The organism is Candidatus Microthrix parvicella Bio17-1 (genome assembly GCF_000299415.1).
GTDB classification, from domain to species: Bacteria; Actinomycetota; Acidimicrobiia; order Acidimicrobiales; family Microtrichaceae; genus Microthrix; species Microthrix parvicella.
In genome coordinates, this window is the sequence record NZ_AMPG01000002.1 from 360,718 (window position 1) to 380,171 (window position 19,454).

The following is a 19,454-nucleotide window of genomic DNA, read 5'->3' on the forward strand; positions in this document are numbered from 1 at the left end:
AAGGCGGGGAGGGTCGCACTCCCTAACTGACCAGGGTGCCGATGCGTTCGCCTGCAAGAAGACCGGCCAGGTTGCCCGGCCCCATCAAATCGAACACAACGATGGGCAGCTCGTTGTCCATGCACAGGCTGGTGGCCGTGGAGTCCATCACCTTCAAGCCCTGCGACAGAACGTCGAGGTAACTCACCTCGGTCAGCAATTCCGCATCCGGGTCGACCTTGGGATCGGCCGAATACACGCCCTCGGTGCCCGAGTGGGTTCCCTTCAACATCACTTCGGCTTCGATTTCAACCGCCCGCAGGGCAGCCGCCGTGTCGGTGGTGAAGAAGGGGTTGCCGGTACCGGCGGCAAAGATGACCACGCGGCCCTTCTCAAGGTGCCGCATGGCCCGCCGCCGGATGTACGGCTCGGCCACCTGTTGCATGTGGATCGCCGATTGGACCCGGGTTTCCTGGCCCAGCCGTTCCAGCGTCTCCTGCAACGCCAGCGCATTGATGGCCGTGGCCAACATGCCCATGTAGTCGGCCTGAGTCCGGTCCATGCCCGCGCCGGCGCCGGTGAGGCCACGCCAGATGTTGCCGCCGCCGACCACGACGGCGAGGGCCACGTCAAAGCGCCGCTTCACCTCGACGATGTCGTTGGCCAGCCGGGTGACCACCTCGCCATCGATACCGCTGCCGGCATTACCGGCAAACGCTTCGCCCGAGAGCTTGAGAAGGACCCGGGACCAACGTGGAGTTGTCATGGGGGGAGAGGTTACGACTCGCCGATGATCGCCTGGGCGAAGCGGACCACCGATGCGTCGCCGAGACGATCGTCCACCGTCTGCTTCTCGCCAAACATTCCCTGCTCGGGCAGGACGCGCTCGGCGTACCAGGCACCCATGCGGCCCTCGACGATTTTGGGCACCGCCTGCTCGGGCTTGCCCTCCTTGCGGGTGAGGTCCTCGAAGCTCAGGCGGGCCTTGGCGGCCAGCTCATCCGATACCTCGTCCCGGCTCATGGCCGTGGGCTTGGCGAACGCAATGTGCAGCGCCACCTCGTGCACCAGGTCGGCGTCGTCGGTGCCGGTCACCTCGACCAGCACGCCGTTCACCCCGCGCCCGTCCTGGATGTGGAGGTAGGCGTCCAACACGTTGCCCTCGGCCGCCTCAAAGCGCACTGCCGAACCGATCTCGATGTTCTCACGCTTGGCGATCTTCAGGTTGTCGAGATCCTCGGCCACCTCGGACACGGCTTCGGGCCCACCGGCGAGAACGGCATCGGCCAGCTTCTGCGCAAGTGCGATGAAGTCCTCGGCCTTGGCCGAGAAGTCGGTCTCCGACTTCAGCTGCACCATGGCGGCAACAGAGCCCGCCGTGGCCATGGCCACGGCGCCCTCGTTGTTTTCGCGATCTTCGAGCGCCGCGACCTTGGTCAGGCCCTTTTCACGCAGGATGCGTGCCGCCTTGTCCCGGTCGCCCTCAGCCGCAAGCAGGGCCTTCTTGCAGTCCATCATGCCTGCGCCCGTGGCGTCACGCAGCGCCTTGACGTCCTTTGCGGTGACCTCGCTCATGCTTCCTCCGTGCTGCTCGTCGAGTCGGCGACCACAGCGGTGGGCGCGGGCTCTTCGGCGGCTGCGGGCTCGGCGCTCTGCTCTGCCGCTGCTGGGGTGGCCTTGGGCTCGCTCAGGCGACGCTCGCGCTCGGCGGCCTGGGCGGCTGCCTCATTGCGGGCCTGGTCCTGAGCAGCCTGATGGGCGGCCTTCTCCTCGGGAGTGCGCTCGATGGGCTTGGGCGCCTCAGGGGCGGAGGCGGGTGAGGGGTCGCCGTGGCCTCGCTTGTTGCGGATCTGACGACCCTCGTTGACCGCGTCGGAGATCACGCGGCTCATCAGGCTGCCCGAGCGGATGGCGTCGTCGTTACCGGGGATGACGTAGGTGATGATGTCCGGGTCGCAGTTGGTGTCCACCACGGCCACGATGGGCAGGCCCAGCTTGTTGGCCTCGGTGACGGCGATATCTTCCTTCTTCGTGTCCAGAATGAACACGGCGTCAGGCAACGACTCGAGATCGCGGATGCCGCCCAAATAGCGCTCCAGCTTGGCCAGCTCACGGGTGAGCAGCAACGCCTCCTTTTTGGGCATTGCCTCAAACTCGCCGGAGTCCCGCATGCGCTGGTACTCCTTCATCTTCTTGATCCGCTTGGAGATCGTCTCGAAGTTGGTGAGCATGCCACCCAACCAGCGCTCGTTGACATACGGCATGCCGCAGCGCTCGGCGTAGCTCTGCACCGAATCCTGAGCCTGCTTTTTGGTGCCGATGAACATCACCGAACCACCGTCGGCAACCAGGTCACGCACAAAGATGTAGCTGTCGCGCACCCGCTCGAGGGTTTGACGCAGATCGATCAGGTAGATGCCGTTGCGCTCGCCGTAGATGAAGCGCTGCATCTTGGGGTTCCAACGACGCGTCTGGTGTCCAAAGTGGACACCCGCATCGAGGAGTTCCTTCATGGTGACGACTGGGGCCATGGTGGTGGTTCCTTCCTTCGGTTCGACGATTCCCGGGGGCGATGCGCGCAAGGCGACCGAAGGTGCGCCCGGGTGATGATGTCTTGGCAGTACCGACCCGTTTGGGCCGACCGGCGATGCTAACGCCTGATCGACCGCTGATCACAGTTGGTTTCAATCACCGCTCCGCCGTCCCACTCACTCCACGAGCACGGCGGGAGACCCGCCAAAGAAGGCGGCGGGGTCCAGGTAGCGACGTCCGTCAAGAAGGCCCAGGTGCAGGCGGGTGACCGTGCGACCCACCGGTCCCCCCTGAGCCACCGACTGGCCCGACCTCACGAAGATGTCTCCCAGACCGGTGTAGGTGCTGCGCAGCCCGGACGGGTGATCGATCGAGACGACACCCCGGCCGGCTACTTGGCCCGCAAAGGCCACGACGCCATCGCCAATGGCCCGCACCGGCGTGCCCGGGGCTGTGGCGTACTCGATACCCCGGTTGCCCGGGCCGAATGGGCCCGACGGAGCCCGAAACGGGTCTGCTATCGGCGCGTCCACGGGAGGGACGAACCTGGGCCGGGACCCGTTCCAGGTGGGTCGGTCCCCTGGCCGGGCCGTTGGGGTCACCGGGGCCTTCGGCTCCGCCCCCGGGAGCGGTGTTAACGGGCCCAACAGCACGATCGCCAACGAGGCGGCCAGCGAACGGAACGTCGACATCGGTCTACAGGTGCGCGTTGCCGAGGGTGTGGAACCGACTTCGCAACCCAACCACGGCCTTGGCGTGAATTTGACACACCCGCGATTCGGTCACTCCAAGCACGCCACCGACCTGCGCCATCGTCAACCCCTCGATGTAATACATGCCCATCACCTCGCGCTCCCGCTCTCCCGCCGCCGCAAAGGCCTCAACCAACAGCTGTCGTTCCGACACCAGATCCATGTACACCAACGGGGAGCGTGAGTCATCCGTCATCTCGAGCTCATCACCCCCCGGACCTGTCAGCTCATCGAGCGCGACCAGGCCCGCCGTGCTGATTTGGGACTGCGCATGGTTCAACTGCCCCTCGGTCCAGCTCAAGGCCTCAGCCAACTCCTCGTCGCTGGGTGCCCTGCCCATCTTGGCCTGCAGATGGCCGGATCTCTCCTCGATCTTGCGGGCCTTGGTGCGCACCGAGCGGGGCACCCAGTCCATCGATCGCAGCTCATCGGTCATCGCTCCGCGGATGCGGGGGATGGCAAAGGTCTCAAACTTGAACCCACGTTCTGGTTCGAATCGCTCGACTGCCTCGATCAGCCCGAACATGCCCGCCGACACCAGGTCGCCCACCTCCACATTGCGGGGCAGCCCCGCCGCCAGGCGGCCTGCCACATACTTCACCACGGCGGCGTAGTGCTCGATCAACCGGTCTCGCTGCCACCTGATGCCCTCGTCCCGATACTGCCGCCACAGGTCACCGAGTTCGGATTCCGACACCGGCCGACCATCGGGTCCGGCGATGGACACGTCAGGCCCTGGGATGCGCCGAGTGCACAGCCGTTCGCATGCGCTCCCGGCTGACGTGGGTGTAGATCTGAGTGGTCGCAAGGTCCGAGTGGCCCAGCAGTTCCTGCACCGAACGAAGGTCCGCGCCACCGTCGAGCAAGTGGGTGGCGAAGCTGTGCCGCAACGCATGAGGGTGGGTGGGCACGGGCGAACGACGGTCGACGATTCGACGCACGTCCCGTGGGGCAAGCCGCTTTCCGCGGGAGTTTCGAAACAGCTCGGGCCCGCACCCCACCGCAGGGTTGCCGGGTCCGGGTGCACCCAACTGCGAATCGGCCCGAGCGAGGTGATCCCGCACCGCAGCCACCGCGGCGTCGCCCATCGGCACCAGGCGTTCCTTCGAACCCTTGCCGAGCACCCGAACAACGCCCCGATCAAGGTCGAGGTCCCCGATGTCGGTGCCGCACAGCTCCGAGACCCGCAGCCCCGACCCGTACAACAGTTCCAACACGGCGTCGTCGCGCCGAGCGGTGGGCCGATCCGGCTGGGCATCCTCATCGAGTAACTGCGCCAACTCGTCGGCGCGAAGCACCCGAGGTAACCGCTGGGCACCTCGGGGGGTGCTGAGGCCGGCGGTGGGGTCGGTGACGATGGTGCCTTCTCGAAGATGCCAACGGACGAGGTGTCGAACCGAGGCAAGGGATCGGGCCAACGTGGCGGGCGCAAGGCCGGCGGCCGCCCGCGAACGCAACCAGGCCCGAACATCGTCACGTTGCAGGGATGATGGATCGGGGACGTCTGCGGCAGCACAGAAGGCGATGAACCCCACCAGGTCCCGGCGGTAGGCCGAACGCGTCGAGGAGGCCAGGGCGGCGCCCCCAACCACATCGTCGAGGCGCCAGGATTCTCTGGAAGCAACATCCATACAGATGTGTTTGAGGCTATCGGACCATTCCGCAATTCCATTGGCAACCGGGCACAGCGGCCCGCGGGCGCGCACTCACCACTCATTGGCCCCGCCCCGTCTGCTCGTACCAGCCTGCCCGTTCCACCAGGGCACCCCGCTCGCACAGGCGGCCGACAGCACCGGCCACCTCCAGCAACGTCGCCTGTACCTCCGACCGCTCGAGCGCATCGGCGATTCGTTCCAGGCTGACGCTCTGCCAGCCGGCCGCCGCCAATACGGCCGCCTCAACCGGATCTGTTGGCGTGTCCTCCACGGTTGATCCATCCGTTGAGGCACGATCGGTGATCTCGGCAACACCGGGAAGCGAATTCTGGCGAGCATCAGCATGTGGGCGACGGCGCGCGGCGGGCCGGACCGGTTCACAACTGCTCGCCTGACGGGAGAGGGCGCACAGCACGTCCGTCACGTCGACGCAGGGGTCGCAGCCTTCCGAGATCAGCAGGTTGGTGCCCTCCGCCACCCGTGACCGCACCGAGCCCGGCACCGCCAACACCGGCCGCGACCGGTCGATGGCCTCGCGCACCGTGTGCATCGAGCCACCCGAACGCGCCGACTCAACCACGACCACCACGTCTGCGAGCGTCGCCAGCAGGCGGTTGCGCGCCGGGAAACGCCATGCGTTGGGCGCCACCCCCGGAGGCCACTCCCCCAACAACCCGCCACCGGCGGAGACCTGGCCCCACAGCACCCGGTGCTCCGGCGGGTACACCTGATCAGGCCCACACCCGATCACTCCGATCGTCAAGGTCGGCGCGACGCCCAACGCGCCGCGATGAGCGGCGGCGTCGATACCCCGGGCCATACCCGAGAGCACCGTGATGCCGCGTCCAGCCAGTTCGGCGCCCAGTTCGGCAGCCACCTCCTTACCCACCTGAGAGGCCCGGCGGGTACCGATGATGGCCACGGTTGCCTCCCCGTGGCCGGGGCCCGCACCCCGACCACGGCGAATCAGGACCGCCGGAGCACGCGGATCATCCGCCAGACGGTCGGGGTAGCCCACATCGCACGGAAGAAGCGCCCGGGCGTCGGCGCTTGCGAGGGCCCGGGCGGTGCGGGCCACCACGTCGCCGACCGCCACCTGTTGCTTCCACACCCGCCACCGCTCGGACGTCACCTCGGCACACACCGGAGCGTCTGCGGACTGAACGAGTGCCAGTGCCGTCCGGGGGCCTGGGTCGCCACACCAACGAGCGAGCAACCCCATACCCATGCCTTCCAAACCGGCGAGGGTTGCCGCCGAGACCGCAGCATCCGAGCCGACGCCAGGCCCTTGTTGGGTCTCCGCGCCACCGTCCATCTCGGCAGCGCCCACCGCGCCGCCGCCCATCACGCCACCGCCCATCACGCCACCGCCGCCAGGGCCACGCCAACCTCGGCCCGAAGACCCAACGCCACCTGCATTGTGGGGGCGTCCAGCGTGCCGTCGGCACCGTCAAGGTCGCGCAGCGTCAACGCCACAGCGCGCACCCTGGCCATGCCGCGGCCGCTCAGCCGACCGCTGCGCAATGCCGAGTCCAAGACCGCTCTGGCCTCGGGCGTCAGCCGGGTATGGTCCTCCAACTCCGCCAGGCTGAGTTCCCGGTTGGCCGCCACCCCACGACGTCGGGCCGCACCGCGTGCCTGGGCGACACGTTCCGCCACCGCTGCCGAAGTCTCGCCGGGCGGAGCGTCCACCAAGTCCTCGGGTGCCATGGCCTCCACACGCACTCGAAGATCAAACCTGTCGAGGAGCGGCCCCGAGATCCGCCGCGCATAACGACGCAGGGCCGGCTCGCTGCACCGGCAGCGTTCGGGCGTACCCGCACCGCAGGGGCACGGGTTCATCGCCGCAATCAGCAGGCAACGGGCGGGAAACGACACCGACGCGTGGGCCCGGCTGACCCTGATCGATCCGTCTTCCAACGGCTGGCGCAACGCGTCGAGCGCGTGGGCGGGGAACTCGGCCAGTTCATCCAGAAACAACACGCCCCCGTGAGCCAGGCTGACCTCGCCGGGCCGCATCTGCGAGCTTCCCCCGCCGACGAGCGACACCACCGTGGCGGTGTGGTGCGGGGCACGAAAAGGGGCGGTCACCACCAGTTCTCCCGCTGCATCGCACCGCAACGGGCCAACACCCGCGGGGCCGCTGTCCGCCGCCCCAAGGCCAAACAGCGACCCGGCAGCCGAGTGCACCCGGATCACCTCAGCCCCGCGCACGTCGTCCAACGGCGGCAGCAACCCCACGCTGCGCTGCGCCAGCATCGTCTTGCCCGAACCAGGCGGCCCCAGCATCAGCAGGTGATGGCCGCCACCGGCCGCAACCTCAAGGGCCTTGCGAGCCAGGCGATGGCCGCGCACCTCCGACAGGTCGGGACCCGGCGCCACCGGTGACACCACCAGGTCGGGCGGGTCCGGCCAGAACCGATCCCCCGAAAGCGACGACACCACGTCCGCCAGGTTGGTGCCCACCAGCACCTCACGGTTGGACAGCTGTGCCTCGGCGGCGTTCTCGGCCGGAACGACCACCCGCATGGCCTGGGTCGCCTCCACCAACGGCAAAGCACCCCGCACGCCGCGGACCGTGCCGTCCAGACCCAGTTCGCCAAGCAGCCCGACGCTCTCCACCGCTGAGGCCTTCAGCTGGCCCGATGCCACCAGGTAGGCGACGGCGATGGGCAGGTCCAGCGCCGAGCCACTCTTGCGCAGTCCCGACGGCGCCAGGTTCACCGTCACCACCTCGCTGCCGCTGAACCTCAGGCCCGCGTTGATGACCGCGGCTCGGATTCGGTCGCGCGATTCACGGCAGGCCGCATCGGGCAGACCCACCATCACAAATCGGGGTAGCCCGGTCTTGGCGACGTGCACCTCCACCCAAACGCCTCGGCCCTCGACGCCGAGCAGCGTTGCAGACGCAATGGTGGCCAACATGTTTGCCTCGTGTCCTGTGAGCGGGGAGGCAAGGTGTGGGCCACCTGCGAGCCATGGTTCGACCTTACGGTGGCTCCCCGGCCGCGAGAACCCCGAAACGCGGGTAGCGCGACCCGCGCCTCGATCCCGCGGCTCATTCGGGCGCGGATTCGCAGGGTTGGTGTGTCGTGGGCCCGGTCGGTCGGGCACACTGGTGCCATGGGCTTCAACCCTCATCAGAAGACCGACAAGACACCCGCCGACTTCCTGATCGTGATCGCCGCCCTGGTGGTGTGCGCCGGCCTGGTGGTCTGGGGCATTTTCGGGTGAGCCGACCTCGCCGGCGCCAGGCTCCAACCGACCCGTTCGATCCCGGCTCGGTCGAGGTTCGCCGCATCCAGCCCTACCAGGCCAACAAGACCTACACCTGCCCCTGGTGCAACCGGGAGCTCCCTCGGGGTCTTGGCCATGTGGTGGTCGTGCCCGACGGCGCCGCCGACCTTCGCCGCCATTGGCACCACGGTTGCTGGGAGAAGCGGGTCAGGGCCGGGTGATCCGGCCAGGACGCGTTGCTGTCAGCCGATGGCATCGACCTGGAGCGTGTCCCCGGCGGGCTGCAGCACGGCGGTGCCGTCCAGGCTGATCACGGCCGGTCCGGTCGGCGCCTGTGGCCCCACCTCGATCACCTTGCCCGCTTCGGTCACCACCACCAACTCCGACGGCGGCTCGGCAGGCGGCCCCGAGGTATCCGCAGGAGCGGAGCCGCGCGATGGCGAAGTGGTCCCGGAAACCACGCTGGTGGCCGAACCCTCGCTCGTCACGTCGCCGGCATCGTCGTCGCTCAGGTCGCCCAATTGCGCCACGCCCAGGAGCGCCCGATTTGCACCCCCGCCATACAGCTCGACCAGCGGAGTCTCGTAGGTGGCTACCGAGCGTTCGGTCGCGTCACCGGTGCCGACATCCAACCTGCTGACCGTCACCTCGCTGCCTCCGTCCCTGCTGGGGCCCACCGTGATGTCCGTCAGGATTCCCGCTCCGCACATCAGCGCACCCGCCAGTCGGGCATCGAAGCCATCGATGTCCACCTCGAAGAGCCGGGGCGCCTCACCCTGCCGCTTCGCCGCCGGCGTGGGAATCACCTCCACGGTGCGCGATGGGGGCTCCAACACACCGCGGTGTTCCGGCGATGACAGCACGAATGCGGCATCGTCACCGGCGCAGAACCGAGAGCGGGGGCTGTCAAACTCCTCTCCGCCTTGCGAGGCCTCCGCAGCGTCCCGGAGGGCCGCGTTGTCGTACGGCGCCGACCGGAATGCCTGACCGGCCTCCTTGATCGTGCGGGCATCCACCCAGTAGGCGGTCACCTCGGTGTCGGTTCGGACCGACACCAACACCAACGACCCGCTCGACCCCACCACCTCATAGGTACCAGGGTCGTCCCACAGATCGCCGGACCCCTTCACCTCGCCGTCGACGCTCAGCCCGATACCTCCGACACCCCCGCACACCCCGGAGGTACCCTGACACGACGAATTGAGGATGAACCAACTCCCATCGGACAACTGGGTACCGGCGATCATCCCACCGTCGGCAGGCCAGTCGACCTGCCCGTCGGCGCCCACCTTCACCAGGTGTGTCGGCCGACCCGGCTCGCCGGTAGCCACCAGAAACTCCGATGCTCCGGCCACCACGGGCCCCTCATTGGGCTTCACCGAGATCGGCCGGGCGCTGGTCGAGTCGTCGAGCCCTCCGCTGCATCCAGTCGCAACGAGCGCGATCGCCGTCATCAGCCCCACCGCAGCGGCCGTACGGGTCCCAAACCGCCGGCGCCGTCCCATACAAAGACGGTAGCCGCTTGGAAAGTAAGGAAAGGTCATTGCCTTCTTTGAACATCTCGGCCCAACGGCCCACACCAGCCTGCCCGGCGGGCCGGCTACTCGGCGACGAGCGGCTCGATCCGGCACGATTCAGGAACTGGTTGGTCGAAGTCATCGAGCGCGGCCACCTTGCCCCTGCGGTACAGATCTTCCCGCACTGCCTCTTGAAAGATCTTCGATGCCGGCAGGCCGTGCTCCTTGACCTGCTGGTACAGATCTTTGGGGAGGCACAGCTGGATGCGTGGCATGCGCCTACTACCCCAGCACGTCGCCTCCCCCTCGTGGCAGAGCCATCAGAAGGCACCCTCGATCACGGAGACCTTGCCCGCAAGCACCGACGCCACGTCGAAGCGAACCTGTCCAACGCCGCCACCACATTCGGCCAGCCACGCAGCCCCAAGGCGCCGAAGCCTGGCTTGCTTGGCGTGGCCAACCGCAAGAGCCGGCACGCCAAACCGGTCGCTGGTGCGGGTCTTCACCTCGACGATGGCCACCACCCCTTTTCGCCGGACCACCAGGTCGATCTCACCGCGGGCGCACCGCCAGTTGCGATCGAGCACCTCGTAGCCCCGCGACTCGTACCAGCGGGCCACCTTGGCCTCACCCCAGGCGCCAAGCGCCTGCCGCGACCGGTCGATCGGCGGGGTTTCCGCGAAGGAGGACCGGGTGTCGGATGTGCGAGTGGAAGCGGGCAGTCGACTGGAGGTCATCCGACCAGCATGGACGGACCCAAGCAGGCACGGAAGGGGGACCGCACCCCGGGGGGTGCGACCCGTTCGGCGCCGCGGCGCCGGGTCTCAGTCGCGCAGTTCGCGGATCTTGGCTCGCTTGCCGACGCGATCGCGCAGGTAGTACAGCTTCGCCCGTCGGACGTCGCCGCGGCTGACCACCTCGAGGCGGTCGATCGTGGGGCAGTGCACCGGCCAGATGCGCTCGACGCCCACGCCGTAGGACACCTTACGAACGGTGAAGGTCTCGTGCACGCCGCCGTGCTCACGACGGATGACAGCACCCTGGAACACCTGGATGCGCTCCTTGGAGCCCTCCACCACCTTGACGTGCACCTTGACGGTGTCGCCGATGGCGAAGTCCGGAATGTCGTCGCGGACGGTACCGGCGTCGATGAGATCGGTGGCCTTCATGATGTGCTCCGGGAGGATTGCGGCGCTCAGGTTGATCACCTGAGCCGAACTGTGGGGCCGCGTGTGGACGAACGGGGAACCGGGTGATGGTAGCGGCAACGGGCACCGCCCACCAACCGGGGCCGCTCGCAGGTGGCAGTTACAGAACCGCCGTCAGAGCCGCTCGATCACCGTCGCGGCGCCCATGCCACCGGCGGCGCACATGGCGGCAACGCCCCACTGGGTGTCGGTGCGAGCCAACTGATGGGCCATCGTGACGAGCATGCGCGCGCCGGTGCAGGCGATGGGGTGGCCCAGCGAACAGCCCGAGCCCACCTGGTTGGTGATCGCGTGGTCAAGGCCCAGCTCGCGGGACGATGCCACAGCCATCGACGAGAACGCCTCATTGATCTCCACCGCATCGACGTCGTCGATACCGATACCGGCCAGCTTGAGCGCCTTTGGGATCGCCAGCGTGGGGGCCAGACCGTTTCGCTCCACCATGTCGGCCGCCGATGCCCAGGAGCGGATCGTCGCCAGCGGGGTCAGACCATGACTGGTGGCGAACTCGCGGCTGCACAGCACCATGGCGGCAGCGCCGTCGTTGAGGCCCGAGCTGTTGCCGGGGGTGACGATGGCACCCTCCAACATCGGGTTGATCACCGGCAGAGACGCCAGTTTCTCGAGCGACGAGGTGCGACGCGGGTGTTCGTCGACGCTGAAGTTGTTGCCGTCGCCGAGCGGAACGGGCACCAACTCGGCGTCGAAGTAGCCGTTGTCGATGGCTGCGATTGCCCGCTGATGGGAGTGAAATGCCCACTCGTCAGCCTGCTCACGAGTGACGCCGGCGATACGGGCGGTGTTCTCCCCCACCGTCATCGCCATATTGAAGGCCGGCGTGATGTCGGTCTCGGGGTGGGCGGCGGGCAGCCAACTCTGCTGTGACCCATCGGGACCCGGCTTCATGGTGGCCGGTGCCGTCGACATCGACTCGGTACCACCCGCGATACCGCACTCGACCATGCCCGAGGCGATGTTGGCGGCCAGGTAGTTGACCGCCGACATGCCCGAGGCGCACCAGCGCTGAATCGCCGCACCGGGCACGCTGTCGAGACCCAACTCGATGGCCGTGTAGCGGGCGATGTTGCCGCCACCCTGCATCGACTCGCCCATCACGAGGTCTTCGATCGCCTCGGCGGGCACACCGGAGCGCTCAAGGGCGGCCCCGACGGCCACCTCGGAGAGCTGCTGGGCGGTCGTCGCCGCCAGGGTGCCCTTGTAGGAGGTGCCGATGGGGGTACGAACAGCGCTTGCGATCACTACGTCAGCCATCGACTCATCCTACCCGCCGGGCTAAAACGAGAACACGTTCTCGTTTCAGCCAACGCGCCTCTGCACTTGATGGTCGGTTCAATCCACGTGCTGAGGTGGTATTCCACCTCAGAGGCCTCTGAATTTCGCAGGCGTCTGAATTTCGCAGGCTGATCGACCCCACTCGTCCCCCGTCCAGATCCCGTTGCGCTGCAACCAGATCGCCGGTCCCGTGCCTTCGGTCCCTGAATCCTCGGGCAGCCAACGCCTGCACGACACCGGCACGGAACTCGGCCGGATTCCCCAAGCCTGCGAGCTTGAGATGGATGACCAGCTGGGAAGGAATCGGCCGAGAGCCTTCGTTTCGACACTTCAGCGTTTCGACAGTGTCGATTTCGTCGGCGAGCTCCGCAACCTCGGCAGCCACGGCCCTGGCATCGGCATGCAATCGCCGCACGACCGCTCAGCCCAGGTGGAACTCGGCGAGCAGCTTTCGGTCGGCCGCCGTCAGGCCACCTCGGGCCTCGATGAGGTCCGGACGGTCGGCCAGCGTGCGGGCCAGGGCCTGAGCCCGGCGCCAACGGGCCACCCGAGCGTGGTCGCCGGATGTCAACACGTCGGGCACCTCCCAGCCCCGAAACTCGGCCGGGCGGGTGTAGTGCGGGTACTCGAGCAGGTTCTCGGAGTGCGACTCCTCCAAGGCGGAGGTGGCGTTGCCCATCACGCCGGGAACCAGGCGTGCAGTGGCCTCGATGAGGGCAAGGGCTGCCACCTCGCCACCGGCGAGCACGAAGTCGCCCAGCGACACCTCACCGTCCACCAGGTGGTCGCGCACCCGGGCATCGATGGCCTCGTAACGTCCGCACAGCAGCGAAAAGCCACCGCCCGCCGCCAGTTCGGCCGCCATCGCCTGGCTGAACGGCCGACCGGCGGGTCCCAGCATCAGCAATGGACGCGGCGGCTCGATGGCCTCGACGGCGCTGAAGATGGGCTCCGGGGTCATCACCATGCCCGCGCCTCCCCCGAACGGGGCGTCGTCGACGCTGCGGTGCACGCCGGTGGTGTAGTCCCGCAGGTCGTGGGTCCTGACCCGCACCAGATGCCTGCGTTGCGCCTTGCCCAACAACGACTCACCCGCGAAGGCGTCGATCAGTTGCGGAAAGATCGTGAACACCGCGATGTCGAGCCGTGGCGCATCGGGGGATGGCGACACGACTGCCGGCCCGTCCACCGGCGTGGCGTCAGGCGTAGAGGTCGAAGAGCCCATCGGGAACCTCAACGGTGATGCGGCCATCAACGGGGCCATCGACGATGAACGTCACCGGCACCAGCGCACCACCCTCCAACACCAACAGATCGTGTGCGGGGTTGGCCTGCACCGACTCGACGACGCCGCGCCCGATGCCATCGGAGGACACCACGGTTGCGCCGACCAGTTCGTGCACCCAGAACCCGTCAGCATCGTCCAACGGTGGCGCGGACAGTACGACGCCTCGCAACGCATCACCCTGCTCGCGGGTGGACACCTCGGCGAAGCGCACGAGATGACGGTCCTGGTGAGGGCGCGAGGATCGAACGGTCAGCGTGCCACCTTCGTGGTGCAGGACCGAACCGGGCTTCACCCGTTCGAGCCGGTCGGTGACCAACTGCACCACGACCTCGCCCGCAAGCCCGTGGGGCTTCAGGAGGCGACCCACCTCCAACAACTCCTCCCCTGTGCTGGAGGCAGTGCCGGGATCGGTCAGGAGTCGAACTCCACGTCCACCGACGAACCGTCCTGGTGGGCGGCGGCCCGCACGACGGTACGGAAGGCGTTGGCCACCCGGCCACGCTTGCCGATGACCCGCCCGAGGTCGCCCTGGGCGACGGTGACGTCGATCTGGGGGGTGTCGCCCTCGGTGTTGACGGCGACCGACACCGCATCGGGCTCATCGGCCAGTGCCTTGGCCAGATACTCGGCCACCTCGGTGGCCTTGGAGAGGTCGCTCATGCGTCGCTCCCGGAGGCCACGGCGCTCACCGGCTCGGAGGTGGGCTCGGGGGCGGCCTCCGGCTCGGGCACCTGAAACACCTCGGGCGCATCTGCACCGGTGGTGTGGGCGGCCCAGGCGCCACTGAGCTCGAGCAGTTTGCGCACTCGCTCGGAGGGCTGCGCGCCCTGGCTGAGCCATTTGACCGCGGCGGTGTTGTTCACCTTGATGGCGGACGGCTCAGCCCGGGGGTTGTAGGTGCCGATGATCTCGATGAAGCGCCCATCACGGGGGGAACGTTGATCAGCAGCGACGATGCGATAGGTCGGCTGCTTCTTCTTTCCCACCCGGGTGAGGCGGAGGCGTACGGCCACAGTGAAACTTCCTGACGTTGAGTGGAGGGGGTGTTGTTGACGCGGAGCGGCCGTCCATTCTTGCCGCTGGACGATCCTCGGACAACTCAGCGGGTCGAACGCCGCAAAGTTCGAGGGCCGGCCATGACCGGTGAATCAGCCCAGGCCGGGGAAGCCCTCGGGCAGGCCCAGGCCGCCCAGGGGGTTGCCCTGCTCGTCCAACTGGGGCAATTGGAAGCCACCGGCAGGCACCTTTGGACGGTTGGAACCCTTCGGCGTCGTTCGACCGCCGCCCTTACCCCCCTTGCCCTTCTTCTTCTGCTTCTTCATCTTGCGAGCCTTCTGCTTGGCGAAACCGCCGCCCATCGACTGCATCATCTTGCGCATCTCGCCGAACTGGTCGAGCAACTGGCTCACCTCTCCCGGTGAGGTGCCCGACCCTTTGGCGATGCGGGCTCTGCGAGAGCCGTCGACGATGTCGGGCTCGGTGCGCTCGGCCCGGTTCATCGAGTGGATGATCGCCTCCACCCGCGCCAGGTGGGAGTCCTCCAGCTCGACGTCACGGATCTCTTTGGGCATGCCGGGCATCATTCCGACCAGGTTCTTGATCGGACCCATCTTCTTGATGGCGGCCAACTGATCGAGGAAGTCGTCCAGTGTGAACGTGCCCGACATCAGCCGCTCGGCGGCGACCTCGGCCTCGGCCTCCTCGTAGACCGATTCGGCCTTCTCGATGAGGGTGAGCATGTCGCCCATGCCCAGGATGCGACCTGCCAGCCGGTCGGGATGGAACAACTCGAACTCGTCGAGCTTCTCGCCGGTTGACGCAAAGGCGATGGGGCGACCCACCACCTCCTTGACCGACAGGGCGGCGCCGCCGCGTGCGTCGCCATCCAGCTTGGTGAGAATCACACCATCAAGCTCGAGGGTCTGGTGAAACGACTCGGCGACGCCGACGGCATCCTGGCCGGTCATCGCATCGACGACGAGGAAGGTGTAGTTCGGGTTGACCTCGGCAGAGATACGCCGCACCTGGTCCATCAGCTCTTCGTCGATCGCCAGGCGGCCCGCCGTGTCGACGATCATCACGTCGCGCCCGGTTCGGCGGGCCTCGGCGAGCGCACCGGCCGCGACCTCCACCGGGTCGCCGGTGCCGGAGGCAACCACGTCGTCCGGTGCCGAGTACACCGGCACGTCCACCTGGGCGGCCAGCGTGCGCAGCTGCGCCACGGCGGCGGGACGCTGCAGGTCGGCACCCACCAACATCGGTTGCCGGCCCTGGGCCTTGAACCAGCGGGCCAGCTTGGCCGAGTTGGTGGTCTTACCTGAACCTTGAAGCCCCGCCATGAGCACCACGGTGGGTGGCTTTGATGCGAAGGCGATACGGATGGCCTCGCCGCCGAGGGTGGCGGTGAGTTCCTCGTTGACGATCTTCACCACCTGCTGGGCGGGGTTCAGCGCTCCGGAGAGTTCCTCCCCCACCGCGCGCTCGCGGATGCGGCCCTGCAGCGTCTTGACGACCGACAGGTTGACGTCGGCCTCGAGGAGGGCGAGGCGGATCTCTCGGAGCACCTCATCAACATCGGCCTCGGAGAGCTTTCCCTTGCCGCGCAGCTTGGTGAAGATGCCTTCAAAACGGTCGGTCAGTGATTCGAACATGGGCCTGCGATCCTACCGCCCGTGCCGCACCCGACCACCGGCCCCGTGCCTACCAGCCCGCCCGGGCCGACGAAAGACCGTCCAACAGCGAGCGTGGGCCCGAGCGGCGATACCACTCCAGCCCGTAGACATCGCCAAAGTCGGCCCGAGCCAGACGCATCGCAGAGCTGTGGGCCGGAACCTGGCTGGAATGGGCCGCCATCGCCGCCCGCTTGCGGGCCAGTTGCGCCGCCACCTCGACCGTCAGGTCGATCTCGACGCTGGGTGTGCCCAACATCGAGTTGACCAGACCCAGGTCGACGCTGCGGTGGGCCTCCTCCACCAGGTGGCTCTCCACGAAGTGAAGGTACTCACGGTCGACGGTGGCCTCGTACACGGTGGGGCACCCCACCAGCGTTGCGGCCGCGTGGGCCACCCGATGCACCGCCACGTGATCGGGATGGCCATAAATGCCCACCTCGTCGTAGCCGACCACGCAGCCGGCACCCACGTCGTCGAGCACCCTGCCCAGGGCCGCCGCCGCGGAGGCCACGTTCTGGTTGGCAAAGCCCTCGGCGCTCTGATCCGTCCCCTCCTGGGGCGAACCGGCGCGGGGAGGCAGCGTCATGCCGCTGTCTCGAAACCCCAGCCAGCGCACGTCGGTCACCCCGAGCACCCCGGCCGACCACTCGGTCTCGGTTCGGCGGATCGAGGCCATCTGAGGGTCGTCGCCGCCCAACTCCCCACCGGTGGCGAACACCAGGGTCACGCCAACGCCCGCCTCGGCCAGGGCCATCATGGTGCCACCGGTAAAAATTGCCTCGTCGTCTGGATGGGCGTGAAAAAACACTGCCGTGTCGACGGTCAAGGGCGCTTACTCCTCGAAGAGGGCGTCAACGAATGCACCGGCGTCGAACTCGATCAGGTCATCGGCACCCTCGCCCAGACCCACCAACTTCACCGGGATGCCCAGGTCGGACGCGATGGCAAACACGATGCCTCCCTTGGCCGAGCCGTCCAGCTTGGTCAGCACCACACCGGTGACCTCGACCGCCTGGGTGAACTGTCGGGCCTGGGTCAGGCCGTTTTGGCCGGTGGTGGCATCGAGCACCAGCAACACCTCGACCACCGAACCCTCGCCCTTGTCGGCGACCCGCCTCACCTTCGACAGCTCGTCCATCAGGTTGGACTTGGTGTGCAGCCGCCCGGCGGTGTCAGCCAGGACGACGTCCAAATTCTGGGCCGCGGCCTTGGCAACGCCGTCGAAGATCACCGAGGACGGGTCGGCCCCTTCGGCGCCCCGCACCAGTTCGGCGCCGCAGCGCTCCGCCCAGGTACCCAACTGCTCCGCAGCAGCGGCACGGAAGGTGTCGCCCGCGGCCATCAGCACCGAGGTGCCCTCGTCGGTGAGGCGGCGCCCCACCTTGCCGATCGTGGTGGTCTTACCCACACCGTTGACACCGACGAACAACCAGATGCTCGGCGGCGAGTTCGACCGCTTCAGCTCCACCGAACCAGCCAGCCGGGACTTCATTTCGTTCTTGACCGCCTCGATCAGCTCCGCAGGCTGCGTCAGGCCCTGCTCCTTGACGGTGGCTCTCACCGAGTCGAGCAGTTCGGTGGCGGGCCCCACACCCACGTCGGCCCGAATGAGCGCCTCCTCCAGCTCCTCCCAGGACTCGGCGTCGATCGCCGAGCGGGACAGGATCGAGCCCACGTAGCCCGAAAACGTCGATCTGGCACGCGTCAACCGGTCCCGGAACGATGGCTTGAGCGGCGGCGCCTCGACGACGGGTAGGGCCTCCAGTACCGGCGGCGCCTCTTCGTCCGGGGGGACCGCCACCAACGTGTCGCCACGGTCGGGCAGGTCGGGGCGCGGCTCGGTGAGCACATCTCCGGGAGCCGTCGGCTCGTCCGCCGAGGGACCCCGGCCCACCAGAAAGAATCCAGCGGCTGCTGCCACCACAGCGACGCCAACAATCAGCAGTATCCATTGGAGGTCCACGGCGGGGACCCTACCGCCGACGCCGAGATGCACGGCCAAGGGCGCCACCCGCGACTCCGGTCCGGGGCTGAGAGCCGGCCCAGCATGCCGCGGGGCTGCACATCCGGAGGCGGCGGGCCTCGTACCCTTGACCAGCACGCCGCCACGGTCCGACCCTGGCAACCCCCCGCTGCGGCGCCGTCCACTCGGCGCCGCCCGCCCGACACACAGGAGAACCGGTGGATCAACACAACCCCAACGACTGGACCGCCCCGTCGGGACCCCCGCTGGTCGGGGCGATCTCGCCCGAGCCACCGCCGCAGGCGGCCCCCACGCCCGCCGCCCTCTCCGGCGAGGCGGAGACGCTGGAGCGGGTGCTGTTCGAGATCAAGAAGGTGATCGTGGGCCAGGACCGGGCCATCGAACGCATGCTGGTGTGCCTCATTTCAGGTGGCCACTGCCTGCTGGAGTCGGTGCCGGGGTTGGCAAAGACCCTGTCGGTGGAGACGATGGCCAAGGCCGTCGGCGGCACGTTCAGCCGCATCCAGTTCACGCCCGACCTGTTGCCGTCGGACATCACCGGAACCCGCATCTACCGGGCCAGCTCCGAGACCTTCGACGTGGAGTTGGGTCCGGTGTTCGCCAACTTTCTGCTGGCGGACGAGATCAACAGGGCGCCCGCCAAGGTGCAGTCGGCGCTGTTGGAGGTGATGGGCGAACACCAGGTGAGCCTGGGCGGCAAGACCCACATCCTGCCCGACCCGTTCCTGGTGCTGGCCACTCAGAACCCCATCGAGTCCGAGGGCGTCTACCCGCTGCCCGAGGCTCAGCGGGACCGGTTCATGATGAAGGTGCTGATGGGTTACCCGAGCCCCGCCGAAGAGGTGGCGATCGTCGACCGCATGGGCAAGGTGCCGCCAAAGGCCACCCAGGTGATCTCCCCGACCGACGTGCTGGGGCTCCAGGCCGCGGCCCGCGAGCGCTACATCGACCGCAGCGTGGTCGAGTATGCGGTCAACCTGGTGCTGGCCACCCGTGCACCCGAGAACTTCGGGCTGGGCGACCTTCGGGCCCTGATCGAATACGGCGCCAGCCCCCGCGCCAGCCTGGCCCTGGTGAAGGCGGGCCGATCGCTGGCACTGCTTCGAGGCCGGGCCTACGTGTTGCCCCAGGACGTGTTCGATGTGGCCCCAGAGATTCTGCGTCACCGCCTGGTGCTGACGTACGAGGCACTGGCCCAGGACATCGACACCGAGGCCGTGGTCACCCGCATCCTCTCCACCGTGCCGGCACCTCGGGTGACACCGTCGCAGTCCAACGGCGCAGCCGATGCCTACCACGGCGCGGTCACCGACGCAGTCGCCTGGCCGTCCTGACCC

21 protein-coding genes and 1 pseudogene are annotated in these 19,454 nt (G+C 67.9%); 2 read left to right on the plus strand and 20 right to left on the minus strand.

Annotated features, from left to right (window positions below; all coding sequences use genetic code 11):
- Window positions 1-22: 22 nt before the first annotated feature.
- From pyrH to MPARV_RS0109955, 8 genes are all read right to left on the minus strand, one after another.
- Entirely contained in the window at window positions 23-745 is a 723-nt protein-coding gene (gene pyrH, locus MPARV_RS0109920) for a UMP kinase (protein WP_020378125.1), read from the minus strand.
- Between the two features lie 11 nt (window positions 746-756).
- Entirely contained in the window at window positions 757-1,554 is a 798-nt protein-coding gene (gene tsf / locus MPARV_RS0109925; RefSeq protein WP_012227594.1) for a translation elongation factor Ts, read from the minus strand.
- On the minus strand, window positions 1,551-2,510 hold the full coding sequence (gene rpsB / locus MPARV_RS0109930; protein ID WP_040055533.1) for a 30S ribosomal protein S2: 960 nt from the start codon (window positions 2,508-2,510) through the stop codon (window positions 1,551-1,553). The genes tsf and rpsB overlap by 4 nt, the downstream gene beginning before the upstream one ends.
- Window positions 2,511-2,687: 177 nt before the next feature.
- Window positions 2,688-3,044, minus strand: coding sequence for a murein hydrolase activator EnvC family protein (locus MPARV_RS22645; protein WP_157789546.1), 357 nt, complete (start codon window positions 3,042-3,044; stop codon window positions 2,688-2,690).
- Between the two features lie 163 nt (window positions 3,045-3,207).
- On the minus strand, window positions 3,208-3,960 hold the full coding sequence (locus tag MPARV_RS0109940; protein WP_200865209.1) for a FliA/WhiG family RNA polymerase sigma factor: 753 nt from the start codon (window positions 3,958-3,960) through the stop codon (window positions 3,208-3,210).
- Between the two features lie 31 nt (window positions 3,961-3,991).
- The gene (locus MPARV_RS0109945) at window positions 3,992-4,894 is read right to left on the minus strand and encodes a tyrosine recombinase XerC (protein ID WP_020378127.1); all 903 of its coding nucleotides are present in this window, start codon (window positions 4,892-4,894) and stop codon (window positions 3,992-3,994) included.
- An 82-nt stretch (window positions 4,895-4,976) separates the two neighbouring features.
- The gene (locus MPARV_RS22650; protein ID WP_051011964.1) at window positions 4,977-6,278 is read right to left on the minus strand and encodes a DNA-processing protein DprA; all 1,302 of its coding nucleotides are present in this window, start codon (window positions 6,276-6,278) and stop codon (window positions 4,977-4,979) included.
- A complete protein-coding gene (locus MPARV_RS0109955; protein ID WP_020378129.1) occupies window positions 6,278-7,843 on the minus strand; it encodes a YifB family Mg chelatase-like AAA ATPase in 1,566 nt (521 codons plus the stop codon). Before MPARV_RS0109955 ends, MPARV_RS22650 begins: the two co-directional genes overlap by 1 nt.
- A 305-nt stretch (window positions 7,844-8,148) precedes the next feature.
- On the opposite strand from MPARV_RS0109955, the gene MPARV_RS0109965 reads away from it, so the two are divergent.
- Entirely contained in the window at window positions 8,149-8,376 is a 228-nt protein-coding gene (locus MPARV_RS0109965; protein ID WP_020378131.1) for a hypothetical protein, read from the plus strand.
- Window positions 8,377-8,397: 21 nt separating this feature from the next.
- Here the strand turns inward: MPARV_RS0109965 and MPARV_RS0109970 are convergent, their stop codons facing one another.
- From MPARV_RS0109970 to ftsY, 12 genes and pseudogenes are all read right to left on the minus strand, one after another.
- Window positions 8,398-9,660: a RodZ family helix-turn-helix domain-containing protein gene (locus tag MPARV_RS0109970; RefSeq protein WP_031278098.1), complete on the minus strand. Its 1,263-nt coding sequence runs from the start codon at window positions 9,658-9,660 to the stop codon at window positions 8,398-8,400.
- A gap of 95 nt (window positions 9,661-9,755) precedes the next feature.
- Entirely contained in the window at window positions 9,756-9,947 is a 192-nt protein-coding gene (locus tag MPARV_RS0109975) for a hypothetical protein (RefSeq protein WP_020378133.1), read from the minus strand.
- Between the two features lie 45 nt (window positions 9,948-9,992).
- Window positions 9,993-10,409 carry a YraN family protein gene (locus MPARV_RS0109980; protein ID WP_012227574.1) on the minus strand — a complete coding sequence of 139 codons (417 nt, stop codon included), beginning with the start codon at window positions 10,407-10,409 and terminating at the stop codon, window positions 9,993-9,995.
- A gap of 87 nt (window positions 10,410-10,496) precedes the next feature.
- A complete protein-coding gene (rplS, locus tag MPARV_RS0109985) occupies window positions 10,497-10,841 on the minus strand; it encodes a 50S ribosomal protein L19 (protein ID WP_031278101.1) in 345 nt (114 codons plus the stop codon).
- Window positions 10,842-10,994: 153 nt separating this feature from the next.
- Window positions 10,995-12,152, minus strand: coding sequence for a thiolase family protein (locus MPARV_RS0109990; RefSeq protein ID WP_031278102.1), 1,158 nt, complete (start codon window positions 12,150-12,152; stop codon window positions 10,995-10,997).
- A gap of 442 nt (window positions 12,153-12,594) precedes the next feature.
- Window positions 12,595-13,398: a tRNA (guanosine(37)-N1)-methyltransferase TrmD gene (trmD, locus tag MPARV_RS0109995; protein WP_100221292.1), complete on the minus strand. Its 804-nt coding sequence runs from the start codon at window positions 13,396-13,398 to the stop codon at window positions 12,595-12,597.
- Window positions 13,373-13,828 (minus strand): ribosome maturation factor RimM, encoded by a 456-nt coding sequence (gene rimM, locus MPARV_RS0110000; protein WP_020378136.1) that lies wholly within the window; start codon window positions 13,826-13,828, stop codon window positions 13,373-13,375. The genes trmD and rimM overlap by 26 nt, the downstream gene beginning before the upstream one ends.
- 44 nt (window positions 13,829-13,872) lie before the next feature.
- A complete protein-coding gene (locus tag MPARV_RS0110005; RefSeq protein WP_012227562.1) occupies window positions 13,873-14,121 on the minus strand; it encodes a KH domain-containing protein in 249 nt (82 codons plus the stop codon).
- Window positions 14,122-14,240: 119 nt separating this feature from the next.
- Window positions 14,241-14,474 (minus strand): annotated as a pseudogene (gene rpsP, locus MPARV_RS25550) (30S ribosomal protein S16); the annotation flags it as partial.
- Between the two features lie 135 nt (window positions 14,475-14,609).
- Window positions 14,610-16,112: a signal recognition particle protein gene (gene ffh / locus MPARV_RS0110015; protein ID WP_012227559.1), complete on the minus strand. Its 1,503-nt coding sequence runs from the start codon at window positions 16,110-16,112 to the stop codon at window positions 14,610-14,612.
- Window positions 16,113-16,161: 49 nt separating this feature from the next.
- On the minus strand, window positions 16,162-16,959 hold the full coding sequence (locus tag MPARV_RS0110020) for a PIG-L deacetylase family protein (RefSeq protein WP_012227557.1): 798 nt from the start codon (window positions 16,957-16,959) through the stop codon (window positions 16,162-16,164).
- A gap of 6 nt (window positions 16,960-16,965) precedes the next feature.
- A complete protein-coding gene (gene ftsY / locus MPARV_RS0110025) occupies window positions 16,966-18,144 on the minus strand; it encodes a signal recognition particle-docking protein FtsY (RefSeq protein ID WP_012227555.1) in 1,179 nt (392 codons plus the stop codon).
- Between the two features lie 218 nt (window positions 18,145-18,362).
- On the opposite strand from ftsY, the gene MPARV_RS0110030 reads away from it, so the two are divergent.
- Window positions 18,363-19,451: an AAA family ATPase gene (locus MPARV_RS0110030; protein ID WP_420886255.1), complete on the plus strand. Its 1,089-nt coding sequence runs from the start codon at window positions 18,363-18,365 to the stop codon at window positions 19,449-19,451.
- Window positions 19,452-19,454 lie beyond the last annotated feature (3 nt).